This window comes from Klebsiella sp. PK01 (assembly GCF_057624675.1).
In genome coordinates this window covers 49,026-73,853 of record NZ_JBYEZM010000006.1, presented here as the reverse complement: position 1 = coordinate 73,853, position 24,828 = coordinate 49,026, and the positions used below count along the sequence as shown (strand labels likewise).

General features: G+C 52.0%; 24 protein-coding genes. 7 read left to right on the top strand and 17 right to left on the bottom strand.

From position 1 onward, the window contains the following. Positions 1–22: 22 nt before the first annotated feature. The 7 genes from AC22LX_RS19160 to AC22LX_RS19130 form a co-directional block, all read right to left on the bottom strand. The gene (locus AC22LX_RS19160) at positions 23–1,114 is read right to left on the bottom strand and encodes a type 1 fimbrial protein (RefSeq protein WP_487334144.1); all 1,092 of its coding nucleotides are present in this window, start codon (positions 1,112–1,114) and stop codon (positions 23–25) included. Between the two features lie 20 nt (positions 1,115–1,134). Further along, on the bottom strand, positions 1,135–1,704 hold the full coding sequence (locus AC22LX_RS19155; protein ID WP_045398154.1) for a fimbrial protein: 570 nt from the start codon (positions 1,702–1,704) through the stop codon (positions 1,135–1,137). Between the two features lie 34 nt (positions 1,705–1,738). Further along, the gene (locus tag AC22LX_RS19150; protein WP_045398157.1) at positions 1,739–4,324 is read right to left on the bottom strand and encodes a fimbria/pilus outer membrane usher protein; all 2,586 of its coding nucleotides are present in this window, start codon (positions 4,322–4,324) and stop codon (positions 1,739–1,741) included. After that, entirely contained in the window at positions 4,278–4,967 is a 690-nt protein-coding gene (locus AC22LX_RS19145) for a fimbrial assembly chaperone (protein ID WP_045398160.1), read from the bottom strand. Before AC22LX_RS19145 ends, AC22LX_RS19150 begins: the two co-directional genes overlap by 47 nt. Positions 4,968–5,023: 56 nt before the next feature. Then, positions 5,024–5,584 carry a fimbrial protein gene (locus AC22LX_RS19140; protein WP_161801914.1) on the bottom strand — a complete coding sequence of 187 codons (561 nt, stop codon included), beginning with the start codon at positions 5,582–5,584 and terminating at the stop codon, positions 5,024–5,026. A gap of 555 nt (positions 5,585–6,139) precedes the next feature. After that, positions 6,140–6,829: an LrgB family protein gene (locus AC22LX_RS19135; RefSeq protein ID WP_045398166.1), complete on the bottom strand. Its 690-nt coding sequence runs from the start codon at positions 6,827–6,829 to the stop codon at positions 6,140–6,142. Beyond that, complete coding sequence (locus AC22LX_RS19130; protein WP_045398169.1) at positions 6,822–7,232, bottom strand: CidA/LrgA family protein; 411 nt, start codon at positions 7,230–7,232, stop codon at positions 6,822–6,824. Before AC22LX_RS19130 ends, AC22LX_RS19135 begins: the two co-directional genes overlap by 8 nt. 103 nt (positions 7,233–7,335) lie before the next feature. Here AC22LX_RS19130 and AC22LX_RS19125 point away from each other — a divergent pair, with 103 nt between their 5' ends. After that, the gene (locus AC22LX_RS19125; protein WP_487334143.1) at positions 7,336–8,217 is read left to right on the top strand and encodes a LysR family transcriptional regulator; all 882 of its coding nucleotides are present in this window, start codon (positions 7,336–7,338) and stop codon (positions 8,215–8,217) included. Between the two features lie 171 nt (positions 8,218–8,388). Here the strand turns inward: AC22LX_RS19125 and AC22LX_RS19120 are convergent, their stop codons facing one another. The 4 genes from AC22LX_RS19120 to soxR form a co-directional block, all read right to left on the bottom strand. After that, a complete protein-coding gene (locus AC22LX_RS19120) occupies positions 8,389–10,035 on the bottom strand; it encodes a Na+/H+ antiporter (RefSeq protein ID WP_015368729.1) in 1,647 nt (548 codons plus the stop codon). A 147-nt stretch (positions 10,036–10,182) separates the two neighbouring features. Next, positions 10,183–11,532: an NCS2 family permease gene (locus tag AC22LX_RS19115; RefSeq protein ID WP_015704058.1), complete on the bottom strand. Its 1,350-nt coding sequence runs from the start codon at positions 11,530–11,532 to the stop codon at positions 10,183–10,185. Between the two features lie 372 nt (positions 11,533–11,904). Next, entirely contained in the window at positions 11,905–12,573 is a 669-nt protein-coding gene (locus AC22LX_RS19110) for a glutathione S-transferase family protein (protein WP_045396725.1), read from the bottom strand. A gap of 274 nt (positions 12,574–12,847) precedes the next feature. Continuing rightward, positions 12,848–13,306: a redox-sensitive transcriptional activator SoxR gene (gene soxR, locus AC22LX_RS19105; RefSeq protein WP_045396728.1), complete on the bottom strand. Its 459-nt coding sequence runs from the start codon at positions 13,304–13,306 to the stop codon at positions 12,848–12,850. A gap of 84 nt (positions 13,307–13,390) precedes the next feature. On the opposite strand from soxR, the gene soxS reads away from it, so the two are divergent. After that, positions 13,391–13,720 (top strand): superoxide response transcriptional regulator SoxS, encoded by a 330-nt coding sequence (gene soxS, locus AC22LX_RS19100; protein ID WP_015368734.1) that lies wholly within the window; start codon positions 13,391–13,393, stop codon positions 13,718–13,720. Here soxS and AC22LX_RS19095 read toward each other — a convergent pair. Next, positions 13,705–15,309 (bottom strand): EAL domain-containing protein, encoded by a 1,605-nt coding sequence (locus AC22LX_RS19095; RefSeq protein WP_047045874.1) that lies wholly within the window; start codon positions 15,307–15,309, stop codon positions 13,705–13,707. The genes soxS and AC22LX_RS19095 overlap by 16 nt on opposite strands. A 549-nt stretch (positions 15,310–15,858) precedes the next feature. Between AC22LX_RS19095 and AC22LX_RS19090 the strand changes: the two genes are divergently transcribed. Beyond that, positions 15,859–16,140, top strand: coding sequence for a YjcB family protein (locus tag AC22LX_RS19090; protein ID WP_015704055.1), 282 nt, complete (start codon positions 15,859–15,861; stop codon positions 16,138–16,140). Between the two features lie 64 nt (positions 16,141–16,204). Here AC22LX_RS19090 and iraM read toward each other — a convergent pair whose 3' ends face one another. Beyond that, positions 16,205–16,564 carry an anti-adapter protein IraM gene (iraM, locus tag AC22LX_RS19085; RefSeq protein WP_045396734.1) on the bottom strand — a complete coding sequence of 120 codons (360 nt, stop codon included), beginning with the start codon at positions 16,562–16,564 and terminating at the stop codon, positions 16,205–16,207. Positions 16,565–17,013: 449 nt separating this feature from the next. Here iraM and AC22LX_RS19080 point away from each other — a divergent pair, with 449 nt between their 5' ends. Further along, the gene (locus AC22LX_RS19080; RefSeq protein ID WP_045396737.1) at positions 17,014–18,594 is read left to right on the top strand and encodes an MltF family protein; all 1,581 of its coding nucleotides are present in this window, start codon (positions 17,014–17,016) and stop codon (positions 18,592–18,594) included. Between the two features lie 79 nt (positions 18,595–18,673). On the opposite strand, the gene ssb1 is transcribed toward AC22LX_RS19080, so the two are convergent. Continuing rightward, positions 18,674–19,198, bottom strand: coding sequence for a single-stranded DNA-binding protein SSB1 (gene ssb1, locus AC22LX_RS19075; RefSeq protein ID WP_015368746.1), 525 nt, complete (start codon positions 19,196–19,198; stop codon positions 18,674–18,676). 254 nt (positions 19,199–19,452) lie between these two features. Between ssb1 and uvrA the strand changes: the two genes are divergently transcribed. From uvrA to AC22LX_RS19060, 3 genes are all read left to right on the top strand, one after another. Continuing rightward, positions 19,453–22,278, top strand: a complete 2,826-nt coding sequence (uvrA, locus tag AC22LX_RS19070) for an excinuclease ABC subunit UvrA (RefSeq protein ID WP_487334142.1) — start codon at positions 19,453–19,455, stop codon at positions 22,276–22,278. A 142-nt stretch (positions 22,279–22,420) separates the two neighbouring features. Then, entirely contained in the window at positions 22,421–22,828 is a 408-nt protein-coding gene (locus AC22LX_RS19065) for a hypothetical protein (RefSeq protein WP_045422137.1), read from the top strand. Next, positions 22,828–23,145 carry a hypothetical protein gene (locus AC22LX_RS19060; RefSeq protein ID WP_045396749.1) on the top strand — a complete coding sequence of 106 codons (318 nt, stop codon included), beginning with the start codon at positions 22,828–22,830 and terminating at the stop codon, positions 23,143–23,145. The genes AC22LX_RS19065 and AC22LX_RS19060 overlap by 1 nt, the downstream gene beginning before the upstream one ends. Position 23,146: 1 nt before the next feature. On the opposite strand, the gene AC22LX_RS19055 is transcribed toward AC22LX_RS19060, so the two are convergent. From AC22LX_RS19055 to aphA, 3 genes are all read right to left on the bottom strand, one after another. Next, positions 23,147–23,500, bottom strand: a complete 354-nt coding sequence (locus AC22LX_RS19055) for an MmcQ/YjbR family DNA-binding protein (protein WP_020079872.1) — start codon at positions 23,498–23,500, stop codon at positions 23,147–23,149. Between the two features lie 3 nt (positions 23,501–23,503). Beyond that, entirely contained in the window at positions 23,504–23,920 is a 417-nt protein-coding gene (locus AC22LX_RS19050; RefSeq protein WP_045396752.1) for a secondary thiamine-phosphate synthase enzyme YjbQ, read from the bottom strand. Between the two features lie 141 nt (positions 23,921–24,061). Next, positions 24,062–24,775 carry an acid phosphatase AphA gene (aphA, locus tag AC22LX_RS19045; protein WP_047045864.1) on the bottom strand — a complete coding sequence of 238 codons (714 nt, stop codon included), beginning with the start codon at positions 24,773–24,775 and terminating at the stop codon, positions 24,062–24,064. Positions 24,776–24,828 lie beyond the last annotated feature (53 nt).

Genomic DNA, 24,828 nt, shown 5'->3' with positions numbered 1-24,828 from the left:
GCGCTGAGGAAGAGGCTATATTTTAGTTATAGGTAAAGGTTATCACCCCGCTCGCATTTGCCGATCCCGCCGTCACCGTCTCCGCTGTTTTGTAATAATTGGTGGTAAACATGAGCGACTGCATAGCATATGCGCCGCCGGGGAAATCAGGATTGGTAAAAATGGTATAGCCAGCATCCGCGCCGTTATTGGTCACCGTCGTGCGGCTTGAAGAATATAAGCTGATATCCGTATTCAGCGGCAGCGCATTGTCCTTCAGATTAAGCTGTACGCCAACGCCGGTGGCAGCATTACCATCCGCAGTTAAGGCCATCACCGTATGGTTCGGGTTATCGCCGCTCGCTTCCGCAGCCGTCACCCGCATTACAACGTTAGTCCCCGGCTCACAGGAGAGCGTCACCGATTGAGTTGCAGAGCCGGCTTTCCCCGCGGAATTGAATGCCGAAGCGCTTACCGTCCCCATCGCGAAATTCAATCCTGAGCTACTGACCATGCAACCCATCGGGGTGAGCTGAATAGTCGTGGTGCCGCTAATATGCAGCTGGGAAATTACGATAGTACCTGAACTGTCTTTCGCAGAGACCGTCGCCACCGGATCGTTCAACGACAATTTACTATTTGTCGCTATTGGGCCGCCGGTCGCCACCAGCTGTAGCTGGTAAGCCGGTGAGTAATTGGTTGAAGCATAATAATCCAGTAAGCCGGAAGGTTTGCCAAGGTAGTAATTAACATCACCAATAAAATGCTGCTGATAATCGCTATTGAAATCGTCGCTATCACCATCATATTCGCCGGTAACGTTTAACCAAACTTTGACTCTCAACCCTACGCCTTGTAACGAGGTGGCATAGATATTATCGCCGATTAAATTTCCGGTGTTATTTGATGCCCACTGAAAGTTAGCATATATATCACCTTGACAGTTGAGTAGCGCGGCCTGCGAACGAGTTATCTTACCTGAGTCATATAATACTGTTCCGGCCGAGTAATTCCCGGCACTAAGTAAAATCTTCTCAGGCAAATTAGTCATCGATACATCGCCAGAATTCACCCCCTCACAAGCCCAACTCAACACAGGGAAAATCAGCAGCAACATTAATAAATATTTATTCATACCGTTCCTTGTATATCTGACTATTTATAGGTGACATCAAAGGTTACGGTAAACCCCACAATGCCAGCACTAATTTTTCCGTAGGGTGAATACATTCTGGCGATCATGTTAAATGTATGAGAGCCAGCACTATCATCAAACGTATAAACATACCGATCGTTTGGCCCTAACGACTCGTTATCCGCCTGACTAAGGAGCTGCATCCCAACGCCGCTGGCGCCATCGCTACCGGTTTGATTATTTTTATAAATTGAAGTATGGGTATCATCAAAATAGGAGCCACTGAAGGATAAGGTGACCGTAGAGGTTCCCGCGGAGCAGTTGCTAAACTCAAGCTTGACCGGCGTGCTTTCCCCACTGGATCCTGCTTTACCGGTTAACGTTTGATACGACACCGTGCCTAAATCAATGGTGGCAGAGGGTTTTATTGCAACGTCACAGGATGGTTCCTCAATATTGCCAGAAACGTTAAAATTGATCGTGCTTGAATCCTCATAGGCCAATGCTGGCGTCGAAATAACAAAAAGCGCACAGATTAAATAGCCAAATAAACAGATTAAGATACCGCCGATACATTTAACATCACCCATATTCAAACCTCATTCCTTTGAGCAACCATTTAAGTTAATGACACAGTGCTTGATAGAAAATAATCTCCTGATTTTTTTCCTTCACGGTCAAATCATAATCTGCACGGCATTGTTCATTGCGCCCCTCGCCCCATTTCACCAGCATGGTTCCTTTTTGCTGAAGACCCGTCATATAAACCTGCCCGTCATCACCAACAATATTGCCGCGAATATCCTGGCGCCGTTGCGGCTGTTTTTCTAAAGTCACAATAGCGCCAAATGGCGCGACGCCGGTCGCCGTCTTTAAAGTGACCATGGCCTTCGCTCCAATATAGGTATCGTATTGCACTCTGACTATCGCGTTACGCGTCGGTACCACGTTTCTCACCACATTATCAACCTCCGCACCCGTAATCTGCTGTTCATCTAATGACAGGCTATTGACATGATATGGCCGAATATATGGCACGATAGCGTAACCTGAGGAATCGGTTGTGACATTGGTTTGTCCGCGGACCGCCACATCGCTCACACCGGGTGTTTCAATCAGAGCGGAACTCTCACCGAGGAATCGGGAAAAGGTGAGTCCGCCCGCATGGGCGATCATGCCTCCGCGTAATGAATAGTTATAGTGATTGCTATAATGGTCATAGCCGTAGCCGGCGGAAATATCCCCTTTGGAACTCTGATAATCCACGCCAATATTTCCGGAAGCGCTTTTATTACTGGCGTTATAACCTTGCTGAACATTCCAGCTAAGCGAGCGATCCGCCAGCATCATGCCGTTCAATCCTATGCTGTGGGTGGTGTCGCTTGCACGGCCAGAACTCATGCTGTAATTAGACGAGAGCCTTTCGCCTATCGGTATAGACAGCGTTAACGACACAATAGTATCGCTGCCAGGTTTCGTCTCTCCATGACTTTCACTACTTTGTACGTTACGGTTATATGAATAGTTAATGAAATAAGAAACTTTTCCCAGCGAACCGCTATAGCCAATGCCCAATGAATCCATTCGCGAACTATCCCAGTAAGTTTCATTCACTAAGGAAAGCGACAGAGAACCATACCCAAACAGCGATTGCGATATTGAGGCATCAAAGCGCCCTTTTTTCCGACCAGTTAATGTACAACAATCCTGGTCATCTGAGGTCTTATCGATAAAATCCTGAAAGGAATAATATCCCGCAGTAGAATAGCGATAACCCGCCACCGAAAAATTAGTTCCCGTCTGCAAAAAGCTTTTACTAAAACGCAGGCGTAAGGATTGTCCCTTTTTTTGCGATAACGTAGAGCGGGCTTCGTTTTGCTTAATATTGACCAATGATTGAGAAGCATCAAACGACAACGCACCAATGCTCCCTAAATTAAAACCAGAACCCATTAATATATTAGTATATTTATCTTCAGCCTGCTGTAGTCCCGCATATAACGTAATATTACTTGAAACGCCGTATGCCACCGTCGACTGGACAAAATTATATTCTTTATCACCGGAACTGGAGGCACGCGTTTTTCCGCTACTAAAGGCATAGTCCAACTGCCCCTCGCGTTGCAAAATAGCCAACGAGGCATAAGGCACGACAAAATTTTGCTCGCTACCGTCGGACTCTTTAATATTAACGTTGAGATCGCCGGCGCTCCCGGTTGAATAAAGATCCTTAATCTCGAAAGCCCCGGGAGCAACCGTTGTTTTATAGATACTGTAGCCATTCTGATAAACAGTGACCTCGGCGGTAGTACGCGCGATGCCTTTGATCGTTGGCGCAAAACCATGAAGGCTGTCTGGCAGCATTTCCTTATCCGAGCCCAACTGCAGGCCAGTAAAATTTATGCTGTCATAAATACCCGACGAGGTATAGGTATTACCCAAAATGAATTGGCTTTTCAGGATATGGATATCGCGCGCCAGATAGCTATACACCGATTGCCAGTGACTACCGTCATCGCCGTGATCAAACGTGCTATAGTTGCGAAGACGCCACGGTCCCAGATTTATACCAGGCTGCAAACTCGCAAACTGGCTTTCGGTGGCGCTACCGCCATGCCGCGGCGTATTCCATTGCCCCGACAAACTATAGTTAAGCAAACCCGCGTTGATTCCTTGTTGCCACTGCTCTTCCGGAACATAGTCTCCTGGGCGATTGAGCAGCGCCGCCTGGGGCACGGAAAGTACCAGGCGCTGCTGCGACAACGACACTGAGTATTCAAGACCAGGGATCGCTGACAGAGAGGCGCACTGCGTTGCCATATCCGCAAGCTGCGGATAGCGCTCGGTATTAATTGACCATGATTTTAGCAGTCCAACGCCAATGCAGGGTTGAACCCTGGTCTCTTGTTTATCCGTGTTTTCTTTAAATTCAATCACCTCGGTAGATATATATTTATCATTAATATAAATATCCAGATTATAGCTACCGGGTGGAATCGTATCCTGAGATAACCAGGATAAGTCCACGGCGGTAGCGCTACTTTCAGTCACTTCCAGTAAATGCGGGTTGAAGTATTCTCCGGCCTGCGCACCAGAACTTAGGGTAGTGGCGTATAGCAAGAATGCTACTCCGATATACCCTGGAGTATGAAATAAAGTAACGCTACTGTATGATTGCGGAATATTTTTTCCCTGCCATACCATAATCATTAATCACGCTCCATGTGATTTCTTTGTTCCTCGCAGAGGATAAAACATCTTTTGCCGGTATCTTTAACGTAGAAAATGGTGCTGCGAACCATATTCCAGATACATTCTTGCCGTTAATCTTTATTTGTGAAAAATTCATATATAACGGTGAATTATTTGTTACGCTATAAAAGTTGCTATCGTGACGCCATTGTAATTTAGCAGCATAATTTTCTGGGATTTGTCCCTGCAGCTCTTTGGGACGATAAATAAGTTTAATTTTAGAATTAATAGCGAACTGCACCGTGTTCTTATCGGGCACATTATCCATTGCGGGTATGCCTTTAACATTTAGCCAAAGCATGGACTCCCGACTGGTTGGTAATGGCTTCCCAGAACGCACTATCCGGACAAAACCTTTCTCACCAGAATTTAAACGAAATAGCGGTGGCGTTATAATAAATGAGTCTTTTTCAGGTGATGAGGTATCAACGACAGAAAGCCAGGACTGGACAATATTAGTGGTATTATCTTTATTATCAACAGCCACTACCGTACTCTCTTTGGCGCCATCAAATATCACCCGAGTCGCGCCGACCACTACGCTCGCTTGCGCATTCGAAAGGGTTAGCAATAAGCTAATAAAAAATAAACGATATCTCATATACCCATAATAAAGGGGAATCTACATACCGCTCCCCTTTCTCCATATAAAATTAATTAATAGTAAGTCACGTTATAAGTCACGGTCGTTTTAACTGCCCCTTTCGTTGGATCAGAAGCGCCTGACTTGACCATTTTCACGGTAAATGGAATAGTCGCAGCCCCTGATGAAATATCCACATCGGCGCCTTCTTCATTATTTTTCAGCAAATTACCTGCGTTATCAAAGATGGCGACCGCAACGCCAGAAGCTGCAGAAGTTGAGGCCTGGTTTTTGAAGTAATCACTGTTCGCAGCATCTGCCTCGCCACCGAAGGTAACGCGGGCGATAGCGTTGCCACCCTCTTCAGTAGCAGGACAGTTAGCCAGGGAAAATGAAAAATTCTTCGCAGCACCATAGGTATTCGCTTTCAAATCCGCCACTGAAGTGGTACCCATTTCGATAGACGTCACCCCCCCATCAATTGTTGCGGTACAGGTGGTATCAGAAACGGTACCGTTGAAAGTAATCGTATTCGATGCAGCTTGCGCATAGGTCGACAGCATGCAGGAGGCAGAAATTGCCAGCGCGCTGAACACATATTTCTTACTGATTTTCATATGAATTCCCATATCCATTGTAAACGACAATCAATCCGTCAATTGCTTGATGCAGGTATATTAAAGAATGGAATTCAAAATTAGCGCCGTCAGATTTTTATAAAAACAACATGCAATGTTTTATAAATAATTTAAAATTGACCAGGTAATCGCTTAATGAATCCATTCAATAATAGCATCCCGCATAAAAATAATATCTTGAGAAAAATATTTTTCAATAAGTATTGCTAACATCATCCATTAGAATGAATTAATCACCTATTATAAAAACAAACCAAATACACATATTATCAGCATGTTATGCATTCATATAATTCACAGCACAAATTAATAATTGTTTAATCATTATTAAATTCATTAAATAACCCGTCATTTAGAAATATATTTTTACAAATTAAATGACATAAGATCTTTCCAAACAGCATTCAACAAAAACATCCCACAATGAAATTAAGAATATAACCTAAACACATTTCATACTAATTAAGATAAATAGCCTATGGATACGTAATATTTTACCGGGGTGAACTCAGCAGTCTTACCCGTTGTCCTTCGAGGTAAGACTGCGGAATCTTAAAATATCGCCCAACGAACTAGCGGCGCCGCCAGCACCATGACTACGCCGGAAAGCATCATCACCAGGCTGGCGACCACGCCCTCCTGCTGGCCCAGTTCATAGGAGCGGGCTGTTCCGGCGCCGTGCGACGCCGCGCCGAACCCCGCCCCTTTAGCCATACCGGCGCGGATTGACAGGCGTAAGAACAGCACATCGCCAATCGCCATACCGAATACCCCGGTGACCACCACAAAAAGCGCTACCAGGTCGGGCTGGCCACCGAGCGGTTTCGCCGCCGCCAGCGCAAACGGCGTGGTCACCGAGCGTACCGCCAGGCTACGCTGAATTTCGTCAGGCAGAGTGAAGAGACGCGCCAGCCAAACGGAAGTGGTAACGGCGACCACCGACGCCGTCACCACTCCCGCGGTCAATGACATCCAGTGACGCTTAATAATCGCCATGTTGTCATAGACCGGTACGGCAAAGGCGATGGTGGCCGGCCCCAATAACCATAATAGCCAGTGCGACTCGCCCATATAGCTCTGATAGGAGATATGACCAAAGACGAGGATCAGCACCAACAGTACCGGCGTCAGCACCAGCGGCATTAACGGCAGTTTATGGAAGCGGCGATAGAGACGCTTATTGGCGAAATAGAGCCCGAGGGTGACCGCCAGGCACAGCATGCTCAGGATAAAATCACTCATTTTTCAGCCTGCTCACTTCGTAGCGATACACCTTATCCACTACCCACGCCGTGGCGCCCAGTACCATAGTGGTGCTTAACGCGATGACGAGGAAGATGCGCCAGCCGTCCACCATCAGCAGTTGCGCATAATTAACGACGGCAACCACCGCCGGGACGAAAAACAGCAGCATCTCCGCCAGTAGCCAGCGCGCGCCTGCGCGCACCCAGTTGAGCGGTATCACCCGGCAGACGATAAGCATCAGCAGCATCAACATGCCGACAAGATTGGCAGGAAGCGGGAGATGTAGCCAATTAACCAGATATTCAGCGCAGACAAACAACCCGGCATAGAGCAGTACCTGAACCGGTACCTGAAGACGTTGCATCACGAAAGGCGCAACACGTGCTGGCGCGAAGGCCATGAGCGGAATTCCCTAAAAATAAGTCAGGGGTGCAGTATAGAGAGCCGCCCTTGTGGACAGAAATGAATTAAAATCATCACAGGTATAGTCTCAGGGAATAATCATGGATATACGTACGTTGCGGTATTTTGTCGAAGTCGTCCGCCAGCAAAGCTTTACCCGCGCGGCGGAGAAACTCTTCGTCACGCAACCCACCATCAGCAAGATGCTCAAAAATCTGGAAGATGAGCTCAACTGCACCCTGCTTATCCGTGATGGCCGCAAGCTGTTATTAACCGATACCGGCCGGGTAGTCTTCGAACGCGGGCAGGCGATACTCGGCGAATTCAGCCAGTTAAAAGCCGAACTCAGCGATATTAACCATCTGAATAAAGGCGTACTGCGCCTGGGGATCCCGCCGATGGTCGGCATGTTGATGGCTGAGCCCATCAGCCGCTTTCGCCTGCGTTATCCCGGCGTGGAGCTGAAAATTTCCGAGTTCGGCGGGTTGACGGTGCAGCAGGCGGTTAGCAACGGCGAACTCGACCTGGCGATGACCGCGCTACCGGTCGATGAGTCCAGCGGCCTGACCACGCTGTCGCTCTTTAGCCATCCGCTCTGTGTCCTCGTGCCGAAGACAGCGCAGTGGCAGGATATCACCTCGATCTCGCCGCAAAAGCTGGCGCAGTATCCATTGGTTATCTACAACGAAGATTTCGCCCTCAGCCAACAGCTGATGCGCCTGTTTGCCGAGCGTGATGTCAAGCCGCGTATCGCCGTGCGCAGCGGTCAGTGGGATTTTCTGGCGGCAATGGTGCAGGCGGGCATTGGCGTGGCGATTTTGCCGGAGCCGATTTGCCAGCGTCTTGATGCCGAGGATTTTTATTGGATCCCGCTGGAGAGCGAATTACGTTGGGAATTAGGGATGATCTGGCGGGAAGGGGTGTATATGTCGCGCAGCGCCGAGGCGTGGCTGGAATGCAGTAAAGCGTTCTGGCTGGAGTAACTCCCCGGTCGCGCTAACGCTTACCGGGGCTACATATAGACTGTCGATACTGTTATCGGTTGGCAACTTTTTAAGGGTTTTTCCCGGACGCGGCGCGTTGCGCCTTCTCCGGGCTACCAAATCGCACAGTGCTGTAGCCCCGATAAGCGTCGCGCTTACCGGGACTTAAGGTTACTGATCTTCGATTAACAGCGCTTCTAACAGGTCGAGATCGTGCAGCAGCTTCTGCAACGTCTCGTTGCTGATTTGCCGCGTCGCGCGCAGGTGGTACAGCTCACCGCGTTCCGAACGTAGCGCCGCCAGACGGAAACGGCGCTCAAGGCTCTCTTCCAGCATCGAGGTTTCGACATCGTTACGCCCATCCACACGGCGACGCAGGTTACCGATGACGCGCGAACTCACCTCGGTCAGCAGCTGGTTGTCGATATTCTCTTTGGTATCCGCCGCCAGGCGTTCTTCCATTTTCTGAATCGCGACAATCGCCACATCCGCCGTCGCGGCGCGCGCCAGACGCTCTTCTTTGCGCTGCTGTACGTGGTCGGTGGACTCAATACGCCGCAACAGAATCGGCAACGCGATCACCCCGACGAACAGGGAGAAAAGAATCACCCCGGCGGCCAGGAAGATAAGCTCGTAACGCGCCGGGAAGACGTTACCGTCCGGTAAGAGTAGCGGAATCGACAGCACACCGGCGAGAGTAATCGCCCCGCGCACCCCGGCGACGGAGGAGATCAGCAGCTCGCGGGTGGTCCAGGAGCCAAACTCCATCGGTTTCTTCTTCAGGAAGCGTTGGCTGAGCTTACGCATCGTCCACAGCCAGCCGAAACGCACCAGCATCAGCGCGGCGTAAATCAGCACGATATCGGTGAACAGCATCCAGGTTTCAACGTTCGGATCGGCTTCCGCCGCCACCAGCGAGCTCGACAGGATATCCGGCAGCTGCAGGCCCAACAGCAGGAACACCATGCCGTTAAACACGAACTCCAGCATGGCCCAGGTACTGTTGGCGCGCAGGCGCATAGCCAGCGGCGCGGTACGCATCACCCCGGAACGGGTGATGGTCATCCCCGCGGCCACCGCCGCCAGGATCCCCGAGAAACCGATATGTTCGGCAATCAGGTAAGAAGCGAACGGCAGCAGGAACAGCAGCACAATTTGCGTTGCCGGTTCATCGCCGCCCCAGCGGCTGAGGAAACGCATTGAGCGGCCATACAGCCAGCTGACCACGAAACCGGCCAGGATGCCGCCAATCGCCACCTTCAGAAACTCAACGGTGGCGCCGCCAATGGTGAACACCATCGTGCCCATCGCCACGGCAACGGCAAATTTTAACGACACCAGGCCAGAAGCGTCATTCATCAGCGCTTCACCCTGCAGGATGCCCATGATTTTCTTCGGTATCCGCCCTTCGCCGACAATACCGGACAGCGCCACGGCATCGGTCGGCGACAGCACCGCCGCAAGAGCAAATGCCGGAACCAGCGGGATCCCCGGCACAATCCAGTAAATCAGGAAGCCGATACCGACCACGGTGACCACCACCAGCGCCAGCGCCAGGCCGAAGATTTCCCGGCCGTGCTCGATAAACTCGCGGGTCGGCGTTTTCCAGCCATCGGCAAACAGCAGCGGCGGGATAAACAGAACGAGGAAGAGTTCAGGGTCGAACTCAACGTGCAAACCAAAGGTCGGCCAGGCCAACAGCGCGCCGATGGCGATTTGCATTAACGGTAGTGGGACCTGAAAGGGCAGTACACGTGTAACCACCCCTGAGAGAGAGACCACGAGGGTCATGATGAGTATGGTGAAGAATATTTCCATGTGTTCCCTGTTTGCTGCGTTTTCTTTTTTTACATCTGAGGCGTCATGTCTCGAAATGATACGCTACTCAGATTAACGCAAAAGGAAACAGGATGTGGCTTAAAAATTAAACGGGCGGCCAAAGCCGCCCGTCGTTAGCAGGAAAAGTTAAATCGCCCATCCGCCGGCGTAGAAGATGACCAGCGCCGCCGCGATGATCACGGTGCCCGCATTGAGCTTGCGCCATTCGCCGGATACCACGCGGCCAATCACCAGCGATGCAAAACCGATCATGATGCCGGTCACGATGTTGCAGGTCAGCACGATGAACACCGCGGTAATCAGCCCCGCCATCGCATCAACGAAGTCATTGAAGTCGATTTTCGCCACGTTGCTCAGCATCAGCAGGCCAACGTACATTAGCGCTGGCGCGGTCGCGTAGGCCGGTACCAGATAGGAGAGCGGAGAAAGGAACAGGATCAGCAGGAACAGCACGCCAACGGTGACTGCCGTCAGGCCAGTTTTGCCGCCCGCCGCCGTACCGGCTGCCGATTCGATATACACCGCCGCAGGGGCTGCGCCCACCACGCCGGAGAACACGCTGCTCAGGGAGTCGGTAGTCAGCGCTTTGCCGCCGTTGATGATCTGCCCGTCTTTATCCAGCAGGTTAGCCTGGCCGGCCACCGCGCGAATGGTACCGGTGGCGTCGAATACCGCAGTCATGACCAGCGCCAGCACGCTTGGCAGCACCACCGGGTTCAGCGCGCCGATGATATCAAGGCTGCCAATCAGCGAATTGCCTTTGTCGTCGCTCAGCGACGGCATGGCGAAAATCCCGGAGAAATGGACGTTCGGATCGAAAATCAGTCCGATAATGGAAATACCGATGATGGTCAGCAGAATGCCGCCAGGCACTTTCAGTTTTTCCAGACCGATAATGACCGCCAGGCCAATCAGCGACATCATCACCGGGAAGCTATCGAAATTGCCCAGCGCAACCGGCAGGCCGTCCAGCGGGTTTTTAATTACCAGACCGACGCCGTTGGCGGCGATCAGCAGCAGGAACAGGCCGATACCGATGCCGGTGCCGTGCGCCACGCCCTGCGGCAGGTTGCGCAGGATCCAGCTACGAATACCGGTAGCGGAGATAATGGTGAACAAAACCCCCATCAGGAACACGGCGCCTAATGCCACCGGAATACTAATGTGCTGCCCCAGCACCAGGCTAAAAGCGGTAAACGCGGTCAGCGAAATCGCGCAGCCGATAGCCAGCGGCAGGTTAGCCCACAGGCCCATCACTAATGAACCGACGCCCGCTACCAGGCAGGTCGAGACGAACACCGCCGCAGGCGGAAAGCCAGCTTTACCTAACATTCCCGGCACCACGATGACGGAGTACACCATCGCCAGGAAGGTCGTTAATCCGGCAACAATTTCCTGACGTACGGAGCTGCCGCGAGCTGAAATTTTAAACCAGGCGTCTAAAGAACCACCGGTACGCGCTGAAGGCGTAGACATAGAAAACTTCCCCTGAAAATTTTGATCGTTCGCTTGCATGCGTGATGGACCGTCCACTGCCAGTTAAACGCCATCTCCTTGTGCTGTTTCCCGGCGCCAGGAGGGAGGCTGAGAAAAAGCAAACGTTTAACTCCGCGCATACAATGCGGTATATGGAATGTCTTTGCTCCCCCTGTCGGCAGGGGAAAAAACGAGCAAAGTAAAAAGGCAAACGATTATCCTGTCTTTAGCTGGCCCTTTTCAACTGAAGTTTGTCGTATTTTGCCAAATTTCGCCGCCAAAGCTCAGGAAATAGACAAACGATGCGCAAACGTTATCGTCAGTGCGCAATGCATTAACATTTTTATATGTTTTAATCCTATTTCTGGCGTATTAACCGCCAGGCAGGGTAAATGGCCCGCCGCGCTCAATAGCGTTAATCCACCCCGGACGTGACTCCACCTGCTGCTGCCAACGCCGGGTGTGCGGCAGGTGTTGAATGCCGCCGCGCGCCAGTAAGGCCATCACCGGGAAGCTCATCTGAATATCCGCCATGCTCAGCGTGCCGCCGGCAAACCACGGCTGACGAGCCAGATGCTGTTCAATATATGCCGCATGGGTCGCCAACTGTCTATCCAGCCACGCTTTTTGTACCCCTTTGCCCAACGCCCCGCCCAGGGTGCGCATACCAAGCGGCACCGGCGGCTTGCCGAGGCTGGCGAAGATAAGCTTCATCAACAGCAAGGGCATTAACGATCCCTCGGCATAATGGAGCCAGAAGCGATATTGCAGTTTATCTTCCCTCCCCTGCGGCCTCAGCTGCTGGGCGCTATCGTAGGTTTCCTGCAGATATTCCAGAATCGCGCCGGACTCTGCCAGCACCACGCCCTGATCCTCAAGCACCGGCGATTTACCCAACGGGTGAATTTTTTTCAGTTCCGCTGGCGCCTGCATGTTTTTTTCACGCTGATAGCAGACGACCTGATAAGACAATTGCAGTTCTTCCAACGCCCACAGCACGCGCTGCGAGCGGGATTGGTTGAGGTGATGGACCGTCAACATGGCGCTCTCCTGTTGTTCGTTCAAATTAACTATAGAAACAGGCGACCAATGACGGAAAAATTTCGGCAACGCCAACAGGCAAAATCATCAGGCTGTGCCACAATTACATTGTCGACGCAATCCGGAACCTCCTTCAACACATTGCGCAATACCTGAGGGGAGTCGACGTCGGGGGAAACCCTCCCGTGAGCCAGCGGGATAATGCGAAAGACAAAGACCGGAAAACAACTAAAGCGCCCTGTTGTGGCGCTTTAGTTTTTTGCAGGTATCACGATTAATCCTCTTCCAGCAGGCGTGCGCCGGTTCCCTCTTCACCCAACTTATCCCCAGGGTTGCGTAATGGACAATCGCGGCGCGATAAACAGCCGCAGCCGATGCAGCCGTCGAGCTGGTCACGTAGCGCGGTCAGGGTGTGGATACGCCGGTCCAACTCCTCCCGCCATTGCGACGACAGTTGTTTCCACTCTTTGGCGCTCAGATTATGCCCTTCCGGCAAGACGCCGAATGCCTCGCCGATGGTCGCCAGCGGAATACCAATACGTTGCGCAATCTTGATGATCGCCACTGCTCGCAGCACATCACGGCGATATCGCCGCTGATTGCCCGCGTTGCGCTGGCTGCGGATAAGCCCTTTGCTTTCATAAAAGTGTAGCGCCGAGACGGCGACGCCGGTTCGTTTCGCCACCTCCCCAGGGGAGAGCAGCATTTTGATGCGTGCTGGTTTATTTTCCATAAAGCTCTTTACCTCAAGTTAACTTGAGGAATTATACTCGCCGACAGACAAAACGACGAATCGAGAATTGAGAGAGGCCGCTTTATGTCCCATCAGGATATTATCCAAACGCTTATTGAATGGATTGATGAACATATCGATCAACCACTTAACATTGATGTAGTCGCTAAAAAATCGGGATACTCGAAATGGTATCTGCAGCGAATGTTCCGTACCGTTACCCACCAGACGCTGGGTGATTACATTCGCCAGCGCCGGCTACTGCTCGCCGCTGAAGCGCTGAGAACCACGCAACGTCCTATTTTTGATATTGCGATGGATTTGGGATACGTCTCGCAGCAGACGTTCTCGCGGGTATTCCGCCGGGAGTTCGATCGCACTCCCAGCGATTACCGTCATCAGATTTCCGCCTGACGACCGTCGTGCGGCGTACGCAGTAAGATCGGGGACTTGGCGAGCCACTGCATAAACTCCTGTGGCGGCATAGCCCTGGCAAAATGCCATCCCTGACAAAACTGCACGCCGCGCTTAAGCAACCAATCCACCTGATCCAGCGTTTCTACCCCTTCGGCGATGGTTTTTAAACGCAGGCTACGCGCCATATCAATGATATGCTCGGCAATCAGATGGCTGGTACTGTTGGTGGTCAGCGTATCGATAAAGGATTTATCAATCTTCAGAATATCGACATTGAGCGAATAGAGGTTATGCAGGTTGGAATAACCGGTACCGAAATCATCAATGGCTATTTCGTAGCCCGCTTCGCGGAACGCCTGAATCACCGGTGTGGTTTTCGGCACATCGATAAATCCTCTTTCGGTGACTTCAATTTTAATTTGCTTCACGCAAACCGCATAGCTGCGGGCCTTCTCAGTGATCTGCGCAATTAATCGCGCGGAGTGGAAGTCCGATGCCGAAAGATTAATCGCGATATAGAGCTGTGGATGTCTGGCCAGATATTCGCCAAGATCGTTGAACAACTCGTCGACCACATAATCCGTCACCTGAGCAATCATGCCTGAGTTTTCCGCCAACGGAATAAACTCCGCCGGGCTCATCACCGGACCGTCAAACCCCGGCCAGCGTAACAGCGCCTCGGCGCCGACGCAGCGGTTATTCTTGATGTCGATAATAGGTTGGTAATGCAGGCACAGTTGTCGGTGGCTTAACGCTCGCTGCAGTTTATTGCGCGGTGAATGATACTGCTGACGGCTTCGCGACCAGACCATCAGAATCAAAATGCTGCAAATAATGCCTAACGGCAGGGTCAAGGTAATCTGGTCGTAGAGGCTGGCATAATAGCTGGCGCGCGAGGTGGACATGATGACCGCAATCGGTCGAATCGACGAATGGGCGACGGTATAAACCCGGCCATCCTGGTTGAAAAAAGCGTCTTCGTGGCGAATAAGACGATGTAATTCCCTGGCATCAACGTTTTTACTCACGGAGAAAAACATGTTCGTTTTGGTGTCGAAGACGCCGTAAGCTAAATCTTTATCGCTGGAAATAACCGAACTATAAGAGAGAGGGTTAACCACCACGGCATAATGCCCGCGCTGCATATAATTCATATCATAGCCGGGATAAAACGGCGTATCACGATAGTAGTAAATGGAGACGTCGGGCTTTCGAGTATAATTCGCGGCAGCTATTCTCCAGCCCTCTTCGGGATGGACCGCGGTGGAACAGAGGAAAGTGTTACCGCTCGCATAAATCAGGTCATCAACATACAGTAGCCCGCGCACGATATTTAACATGTACTGCTGATGCTGCGGGGAACACATTGCCCCGGTAAAGTGCATGGCTTTTTCGCGCGCCTGCTCGGATTCATGAATGACCATTTCCGTTTTTTGCAGCGCCAGCTGCGAAAACGATTGCAGTCTATCTGAGATTTCTTCCCGGGCTCTGATTTGCGCAAACCACAACGCCAACACCACCGGCAGCACAACCACCAGTATGATGAAGAATATTCTTAACGCCTTATGCGGCGCGTTACGACTCATTTCCGCTTTTTATCCATGCGATACGCCTCAATCACGGTATAAGGACAAAAACCAGGCATTACCGACTGTTATAAAAAACAGCGAATTTCAGCAACGAACACGTTTATGTAAAAACCTCACACCTAATAATGATGAATCATACTTACTTATAGATGGATCGAGAAACATTCTCGTAATAATTAAGACACTAGCCACTTACTAATTCGGTTTCTCCGTACAATTACTCGTAATAAGTAACAAAACCCGTTGAACAATTATCGGCAGTCCAGGTCCAGTCCTTAACGGTGTCGAAAAACAGACACCAGACATGCTGGCGCGCATTCCGCCGCCATTAACCCTATTAATAACGTGGTTTAAAATGTCAAAAAAGGTCATTTTTTGTCTGGCGAATAAATCAGCAAATGTGATATAGTTCACACAAGTTGATGAAACAAAATCGTCGTTTCATCACTCCCTGAAGTGCCCGCCGATAGCCAGAGCGTCTCATTATTGATAATCGCGCCAGGTTGTCTAAGGCTCCCGACTTTCTTTGAGAGATAGGATAAGTTAATGGCTTCCATTACTACCAGTGTCGTACTTTTGCGCTGGCCCCTGGTGAGCGCGGTATTGATGTTCCTGGCCAGTTCGTTGAATATTCAATTACGTAAAAGCGACTATGCCGGCTTAGCGATTATTTGTAGCTGCCTGGGTCTGGCTGCCGCCTGTTGGTTTGCTACCGGCTTGTTAGGCATCACCATGGTGGATGTTGCTAAAATCTGGGGCAACATTAAAGATGTCATGGTTGAAGTCATGAGCCAGACGCCGCCAGAATGGCCAATGATGATGACCTGATAAAAAAGCTTCCTGCGGGAAGCTTTTTTATTTTCAGCAACAGCGATGCTCTTCCCGGCCCCTGCTAATATTGTTCGCATAACATCGGTCGTAGACGCTCGTTTGGGCAGCGCTTAACCGCACAATACGATTGATAAAGACAAGATTCCTGCTCCGCGACCTCGAAATTGTACGGGCAGGTTGGCCGCTCTCTTAAGGTTTCCCACTGTTTATCGTCGTAACGCGTGATGTTATAAATTTTTAATGAATGATATCGATCATTAATTAAAACTTTAGATGAATAAAGTTTCATGGTTTCGCCGGGAATTAATAAAAGCTCAGCCTCATACCAGATAATAAACTTGAGAAACCGTAGCCCAGATATTGACGAAAAGGCAACGCCAGTATGCGGGCAGATAAGGGTGTTAAGAATCGTCCATTTCATCTTCCATCCTTGTAAGTAAAATCTGAGAGAGAATTTAGTGATAGCACTCCAGGCCGTTATCTGCAAGGCAGGTTATTAATAGTGTGATATAGACCAACCCTGACACACATCGGCCATACCACTCTTGAAGTAAGCTAATCCGGGCATTCTACGAATTATGTATTAATACTAAAAAAACATAACCATGCAAAGGTTATAAATAACCTTACAATATATTTTAAATAGCAGACAAAAATATCATTTTGATATTCACCTGGATGGGATAAGCAATTAGCGATCGCAAAGCGAAAATATTCTATGGTAGGAGAAGCGTCACTTTCTTTTGTATTCTCGCAATCAGGACAATACCACCTACGTCGCGCTGAACCCGGGAGAGGTAAGTAGAAAAAGGCACAGGGGCGCGTTTGCATTGACTAAAATATAACCATCTCCCTGCAGAGTGCCGCATCATGAACATCTTCGGTTTTCAACGTCGTCTGGCGATGGTTTCCGGCTGCCTTCTGGCCATCGTGTTTGCCTTCTCCGCTTCAGCGGCTTCGACGGATAAATCGCCGCCGGCGCAAAAGGACAAAGCGGAGCTGGCCATCAATATGGATCACATCATGCAGCCGCAAAAAGGCGATCTTCCCGATATGATCAACCGGCGGGCGATCCGGGTATTAACGACCTACAGCAAGACCTTCTTTTTTATCGATAAGGGGACCCAGCGCGGCGCCACCCACGATCTTTTCATCGCTTTAGAAAAAGATCTCAATAGCAGACTGGCAAAAGAGAAGAAGCTGAAGCAGAAACACCTCAAAGTGCGGATCGTTTTCATCCCGGTGACGCGGGATAACCTGTTCAAGGCGTTGAATGAAGGTAAGGGGGATATCGCCGCCGCCAATCTCACCATTACTTCATCGCGTCAGGAGCAGGTCGCCTTTACCACCCCGCTCTATAGCGATGTCAAAGAGCTATTAGTTTCTGGGCCATCATCGCCCAACGTGAAAAGCCTGGAGCAGCTTTCCGGTAAAACCGTGTTTGTTCGACGCTCCTCCAGCTATTACGAAAGTTTGCAGGCGCTTAACGCCCGCTTTGCCAAAGCGTCGCTGCCGCCGGTCATTCTGCAGGAGGCGCCGGAGGCGCTCGAAGATGAGGATCTTCTCGAAATGCTTAATGCTGGCCTGATTCCTCTGATCGTGGTGGATCGCCATAAAGCGATTTTCTGGAAACAGGTGTTTCCCAAAATTCAGGTGCATGAAGACGTTGTGTTACGAGATGGCGGTAGCATCGCCTGGGCGGTCCGCAAAGATAACCCACAGCTTCTCGCGGTGCTGAATACCTTCGTGAAGAATAATCGTCAAGGCAGCACCCTGGGAAACACGATTCTGCTGCGCTACCTGAAAAGCGCGACCTACGTTAAAAATGCCGCAGCCAACAGAGAACGAGCTAAGTTTTTGCAGATGGTAGACATCTTTAGAAAATATGGCGAACGCTATGATGTCGACTGGCTGCTGATGGCAGCCCAGGGATATCAGGAGTCGCGGCTCAATCAATCGGTACGTAGTCACGTCGGCGCAATCGGCGTAATGCAGGTCATGCCCGCCACCGGCAAGGAGCTGAAAGTTGGCGATATTAAGAAAATCGATCCCAACATTCATGCCGGCGTGAAGTATATGCGCTGGATGATTGATCATTACTATGGCGATCAGCCAATGACGCCGCTGAATAAAGCGCTATTTTCGTTCGCGTCCTACAATGCGGGCCCGGCGCGCATCGCGCGTCTACGTACGGAAACCCAAAAACGCGGTTTTGATCCGAACATCTGGTTTGGCAACGTTGAGAATCTCGCCGCGGAAAAAATCGGCGCTGAGACGGTAACCTACGTCAGCAATATCTATAAATACTATATTGCCTATCGGCTGATATTGGATGATATCGCCCGTAAACAAAAAGCGACTGCCGCGCCGCTACCCGAGCCAGGAACGGGCAAGCCGCAGCCCGACGCGGCTACGCCCACAACGCCTCAAATTCCGACGCCGGCGGCCTGAGAGCCTGAAATGAAAAAGCCCCGGACAATCGGGGCTTTTTGTTGGCTTACCGCACAGGCAGCACGTAATAAGGAAAACCTTAGAACGGGATATCGTCGTCGAAGTCCATCGGCGGTTCGTTAGATGGCGCTGCCGGAGCCTGCTGCTGCGGACGAGACTGCGCGCCGCCGCTGAACTGGTTGCCGCCCTGCGGCTGCTGAGGCTGACCCCAACCGCCCTGCTGCTGGCCGCCGCCTGCCGGTGCGCCGCCACCCTGACGGCCGCCCAGCATCTGCATGGTGCCGCCGACGTTTACCACGATTTCAGTGGTGTACTTGTCCTGACCGGACTGATCGGTCCATTTACGGGTGCGCAGCTGGCCTTCGATATAAACCTGAGAGCCTTTACGCAGGTATTCGCCAGCGACTTCCGCCAGTTTGCCGAACAGCACAACGCGGTGCCATTCAGTCTGCTCTTTCATTTCGCCGGTTTGCTTATCGCGCCAGGATTCGGAAGTTGCCAGCGTGAAGTTGGCGACAGCGCCGCCACTTGGCATGTAGCGTACTTCCGGGTCCTGCCCCAGATTACCGACGAGAATCACCTTGTTTACGCCTCTGCTGGCCATGATCGAATCTCCTGAATGATACGTTTTGTATAAGTGTAAACCGGGAATTCTAACACCACAAAGGGGCAATTTGATAGCTGCGAAGCCAATTCCAGAAAACATCCCGCCGCTATGCAATTTTTCACCCTCTTACTGCAGCGCCATTCCAATACTGTATATCCAGACAGGTTAAGTTGTGTCATAATTAGCCGTTTCTGCCGTTTGTCCTTCAAACAAACCAGGCAATCCGTGTATCTACCTACCGGGAAAGGTGAATGGATAAGATCGAAGTTCGGGGCGCCCGCACCCATAATCTCAAAAACATCAACCTCGTCATCCCGCGCGACAAACTCATTGTCGTCACCGGGCTTTCTGGGTCTGGCAAATCCTCACTCGCTTTCGACACCCTGTACGCCGAAGGCCAGCGTCGCTACGTCGAATCGCTCTCCGCCTATGCGCGACAGTTCCTGTCGCTGATGGAGAAACCGGACGTCGATCATATCGAAGGGCTGTCGCCGGCGATTTCTATCGAACAGAAATCGACCTCCCACAACCCGCGTTCGACGGTAGGCACCATTACTGAAATCCACGACTATCTGCGACTGCTGTACGCCCGCGTCGGCGAACCGCGTTGCCCGGATCACGACGTGCCGCTGGCCGCGCAAACCGTCAGCCAGATGGTCGATAACGTGCTCTCACAGCCGGAAGGTCAGCGCCTGATGCTGCTGGCGCCCATCATTAAAGAGCGTAAGGGCGAGCACACCAAAACGCTGGAGAACCTTGCCAGTCAGGGCTATATCCGCGCGCGGATCGATGGCGAAGTCTGCGATCTTTCGGATCCGCCGAAATTAGAGCTGCAAAAGAAACATACGATCGAAGTGGTTATCGACCGCTTTAAAGTACGCGACGATCTGGCGCAGCGTCTGGCGGAGTCTTTCGAAACCGCGCTGGAACTCTCAGGCGGTACCGCCATTGTTTCCAATATGGATGACAGTAAGGCGGAAGAACTGCTGTTCTCGGCAAACTTCGCTTGCCCGATTTGTGGCTATAGCATGCGCGAGCTGGAGCCGCGCCTGTTCTCCTTCAACAACCCGGCAGGCGCTTGCCCAACCTGCGACGGCCTTGGCGTTCAACAGTATTTCGATCCCGATCGGGTAATTCAGAATCCTGAGCTATCGCTGGCTGGCGGCGCCATCCGCGGTTGGGATCGCCGCAACTTCTACTACTTCCAGATGCTCAAGTCGCTGGCGGATCACTATAAGTTTGATGTCGAAGCGCCATGGGGCACCCTCAGCGCTAATGTGCATAAAGCCGTGCTGTACGGTTCAGGTAAAGAGAATATTGAATTCAAATACATGAACGACCGCGGCGACACATCAGTACGCCGCCATCCGTTCGAAGGCGTGCTGCACAACATGGAGCGCCGTTACAAAGAGACGGAATCCAGCGCGGTGCGCGAAGAGCTGGCGAAATTCATCAGCAACCGTCCGTGCGCCAGCTGTGAAGGCACGCGTCTGCGTCGCGAAGCGCGCCACGTGTTTGTGGAAAACACGCCGCTACCGACCATTTCCGACATGAGCATCGGTCATGCGATGGACTTCTTCAACAACCTGAAGCTGTCCGGACAGCGGGCGCAAATCGCCGAGAAAGTGCTGAAAGAGATTGGCGATCGTCTGAAGTTCCTCGTCAACGTCGGCCTGAACTATCTAACGCTCTCTCGTTCGGCGGAGACCCTCTCCGGCGGTGAAGCGCAGCGTATTCGTCTGGCGAGCCAGATTGGCGCGGGGCTGGTTGGCGTGATGTACGTGCTGGATGAGCCCTCTATCGGCCTGCACCAGCGTGATAACGAACGCCTGCTCGGTACGCTCATCCACCTGCGTAACCTGGGTAACACGGTCATTGTCGTTGAACATGACGAAGACGCCATTCGCGCCGCCGACCACGTGATCGATATCGGCCCCGGCGCTGGCGTTCACGGCGGCCAGGTGGTGGCCGAAGGGCCGCTGGACGCCATTATGGCGGTACCAGAATCCCTGACCGGGCAGTACATGAGCGGCAAACGCAAAATCGAAGTGCCGAAACAGCGCGTCGCCGCCGATCCGGAAAAAGTGCTGAAACTTACCGGCGCGCGCGGCAACAACCTCAAGGATGTGACGCTGACGCTGCCCGTCGGCCTGTTTACCTGCATTACCGGCGTTTCCGGTTCCGGCAAATCAACGCTGATTAACGATACCCTGTTTCCCATCGCCCAGCGTCAGTTGAACGGCGCGACGATTGCCGAACCGGCGCCGTACCGCGATGTCCAGGGGCTGGAACACTTCGATAAAGTCATTGATATCGACCAGAGCCCGATTGGCCGCACGCCGCGCTCAAACCCGGCAACCTATACCGGCGTGTTCACGCCGGTGCGCGAACTGTTCGCCGGAGTACCGGAATCACGTTCACGCGGCTATACGCCGGGCCGCTTCAGCTTTAACGTGCGCGGCGGTCGCTGCGAAGCCTGTCAGGGCGACGGGGTGATCAAGGTTGAGATGCACTTCCTGCCGGACATCTACGTACCGTGCGACCAGTGCAAAGGCAAACGCTATAACCGCGAAACGCTGGAGATTAAGTACAAGGGCAAAACCATCCACGAAGTGCTGGATATGACCATCGAAGAAGCGCGCGAATTCTTTGATGCCGTGCCGGCGCTGGCGCGTAAGCTGCAAACCCTGATGGATGTCGGCCTGACCTATATTCGTCTCGGCCAGTCGGCAACCACGCTCTCCGGCGGTGAAGCCCAGCGCGTGAAGCTGGCGCGCGAACTTTCCAAGCGCGGTACCGGCCAGACGCTGTATATCCTTGATGAACCGACCACCGGTCTGCATTTCGCCGATATTCAGCAGCTGCTGGACGTGCTGCATCAGCTACGCGATCAGGGTAATACCATCGTGGTCATTGAGCACAACCTCGACGTGATTAAAACCGCTGACTGGATTGTCGACCTCGGCCCGGAAGGCGGTAGCGGCGGCGGGGAGATTCTCGTTTCCGGCACGCCGGAAACCGTTGCCGAATGTGAAGCCTCGCACACGGCGCGCTTCCTGAAGCCCCTGCTGAAGTAACCTCTCAGGCCTCTTCCTTCGCGGAAGAGGCCTCATTTCATCTCATTTCATCTCATTTTTTTACGCTGATACTTCGTGATTTGCCCGGTGCGCACACTCTGGCGTCTGATAGTCGCTATCGCCCACCGATGTCGGGAAAACTATGCGAGTACCACGCCTCATTCCGTTATTTGTTATCGCCGCCGCGCTATGTGCGGTAAGCGCCTGCTCATGGGTTGGCCGCTACAGCGATACGGCCTATCAGCAATTGCTCACACTCAAGCAATTGCATTTGCAGTTCATTGCCACCGCAGCGACGGAGGACGATCAACAACTGAACGCAGAAGATGAACAGGTTCGCCAGCAGTTCGCGCAGGCGATGGATCACAGCGATGCGTTGCGCCAGGAAAATTTCAGGATACTTGAAGGTAACTATCTGCGCGTTTACGCCCATCGCCAGATGCTGGGCGCGCCCTTTACTCCTGCCGAAGCGCAATATTTATCGCGGCAGACCCTTTATCTTTATCAACAGGCTATCGCTGGCGAATGTCAGCGAACAGGGAGGGAATAATGCCGACAACCATGGAGATTCGCGCGCTGTTGTCCGCTTGCGCGATTGATAGCGCCGAATGGATGCCATTACTGAATAAAGTACTTGGCGATGAGTACCGTGAAGTACGCGATAGCGGACTCTTTTTACTGCAGGCATTGCAGCAAAAAGCCCAGGGCTGGCTGACCGAAGACGATCTACGGCTACTGCTGGAAGGTCAGCGCGATATTGCCCGCATTCGCGCTAACAACCAGAGTATCGCACGCCAGGCGCAGCTGCAGTCGACATTATTACGTCTGTTCGATATCACGTTGCTGGCGCTGGCAGGGGGGTTATAAGCTAGGCTAACTGCCGCCGCTTATCCTCCGACAGCAGGTCGACCGCCTGCTGGTAGGAGGCATCCACCAGGTAGTAAATCTGCGAGTCTGGCAAGGAGCCATCAAGGAAGACCGTGCTCCAGTGAGCTTTATTCAGGTGCCTGCTGGGGCGTACATCGCGATGTTGTTCCCGCAGCAGCTCGGCAAGCTCCGGGCTGGTCTTTAACGCAACGGCCGGCCGCTTATCCTCCACTTCTTTTACCATGGCGAATAGCACGTCCGCGACCTTGATTTGCGTTGCTTTCCAGTCGCTATGAACGCTTTGTTCCGCGCCCGGCTTCGCCATGCAGTACTGCAGTAGATCCGATATAGTCATTTTTTATTCTCCCGTGAGCGTGGCGACGATATGCCGCGAGCCGCCGTGAATGCGATGCTCCCCCAGCCAGATCCCCTGCCAGGTCCCCAACATGACGTTGCCGTTCTGCACCGGCAGCATCAGTGAAACGCCCAGCAGCGAGGATTTAATGTGCGAGGGCATATCATCAGGACCTTCATAATCGTGTTCATACGGCGCGTTGTCTGGTACGGCGTTGAGAAAATGCTGTTCCATATCAAAACGAACCGTGGGATCGCAGTTCTCATTCAACGTCAGGGAAGCGGAAGTATGCTGGAGTAACAGATGCAGCAGGCCAACCTTGATATGCGACAGTTCGCGGATTTGACCAATAATTTCGTTAGTCACCAGATGGAAACCACGAGATTTCGGCCCTAATGTCAGGGTTTGCTGATGCCACATAAACGACTCCTGTAATGTGTGAATCCTTCTAAGTTTGCAGCAAGAAGCGAAAAGGTAAAACCTCAAACGCTGAAATTCGTATAAAAAAAAGACAGCCTGCGGCTGCCTTCTCATGTTCAGATGCGTCGAGTTTCGCGCGCCTTAATATTCTGAATTCACAATCACCTCTTCCCCTTGCGATCCGGCCATCGGCAGCGGTTTGTAGGAGGAGTTTGCCGCGCGCAGCACGCGAATTCCGCGCGCATCGGCATCGCGAGCCGCCGAGATGTCGTTGTCCGAGTCACCGTAGAAGACTTTGATATTCTTCTCCCGTAACCACTGAGTTTTCGTGTTCTGGCCTGGCTTATCGCCGGCAAAAATCACCGGGTTCATATTAGCTCCGGGGATCAGGAAATCATCCTGCAGGGTTTTGGAGACGGTCTCAGTTTTGGTCTGGCTGCGGCCGGTCACGAAGTAGATGCTGTCGCCGCGCTTTATATGCATCGCAATCAGCTGGCGGCCCACTTCTTTCGGCATGCTGAACTCGTCCCAGCCGTTATTCATCTTTTCCCAAAACTCCGGGTTCTTTAGATAGGCTTCGCTGCCGGGAGAATAGGTTTTTTGCCCACGCCAGAAACCGGGGCTGGAAAACAACACGGTGTCATCGATATCGAAACCCACCGCCATCGGCGCGCGGCCCAGCAGGCTATTTTCGATTTGCGCTACCGATACCCAATGGATCGGCGCCTGTTCGGCAAGTATCGCAACATTCGTCCCCTCCCAAATGGGCTGCGGAGTAGAAGCGCGAGCGACAACGGAGCTATTCAGAGCGAACAACAGACAGGTGGCGCTAATGGCCAAAGTTAACTTACGCATATTTATCCCTATGCCCCTCATGCGCCAGGCCGCTTAGCGGCAACCTGAGTTAT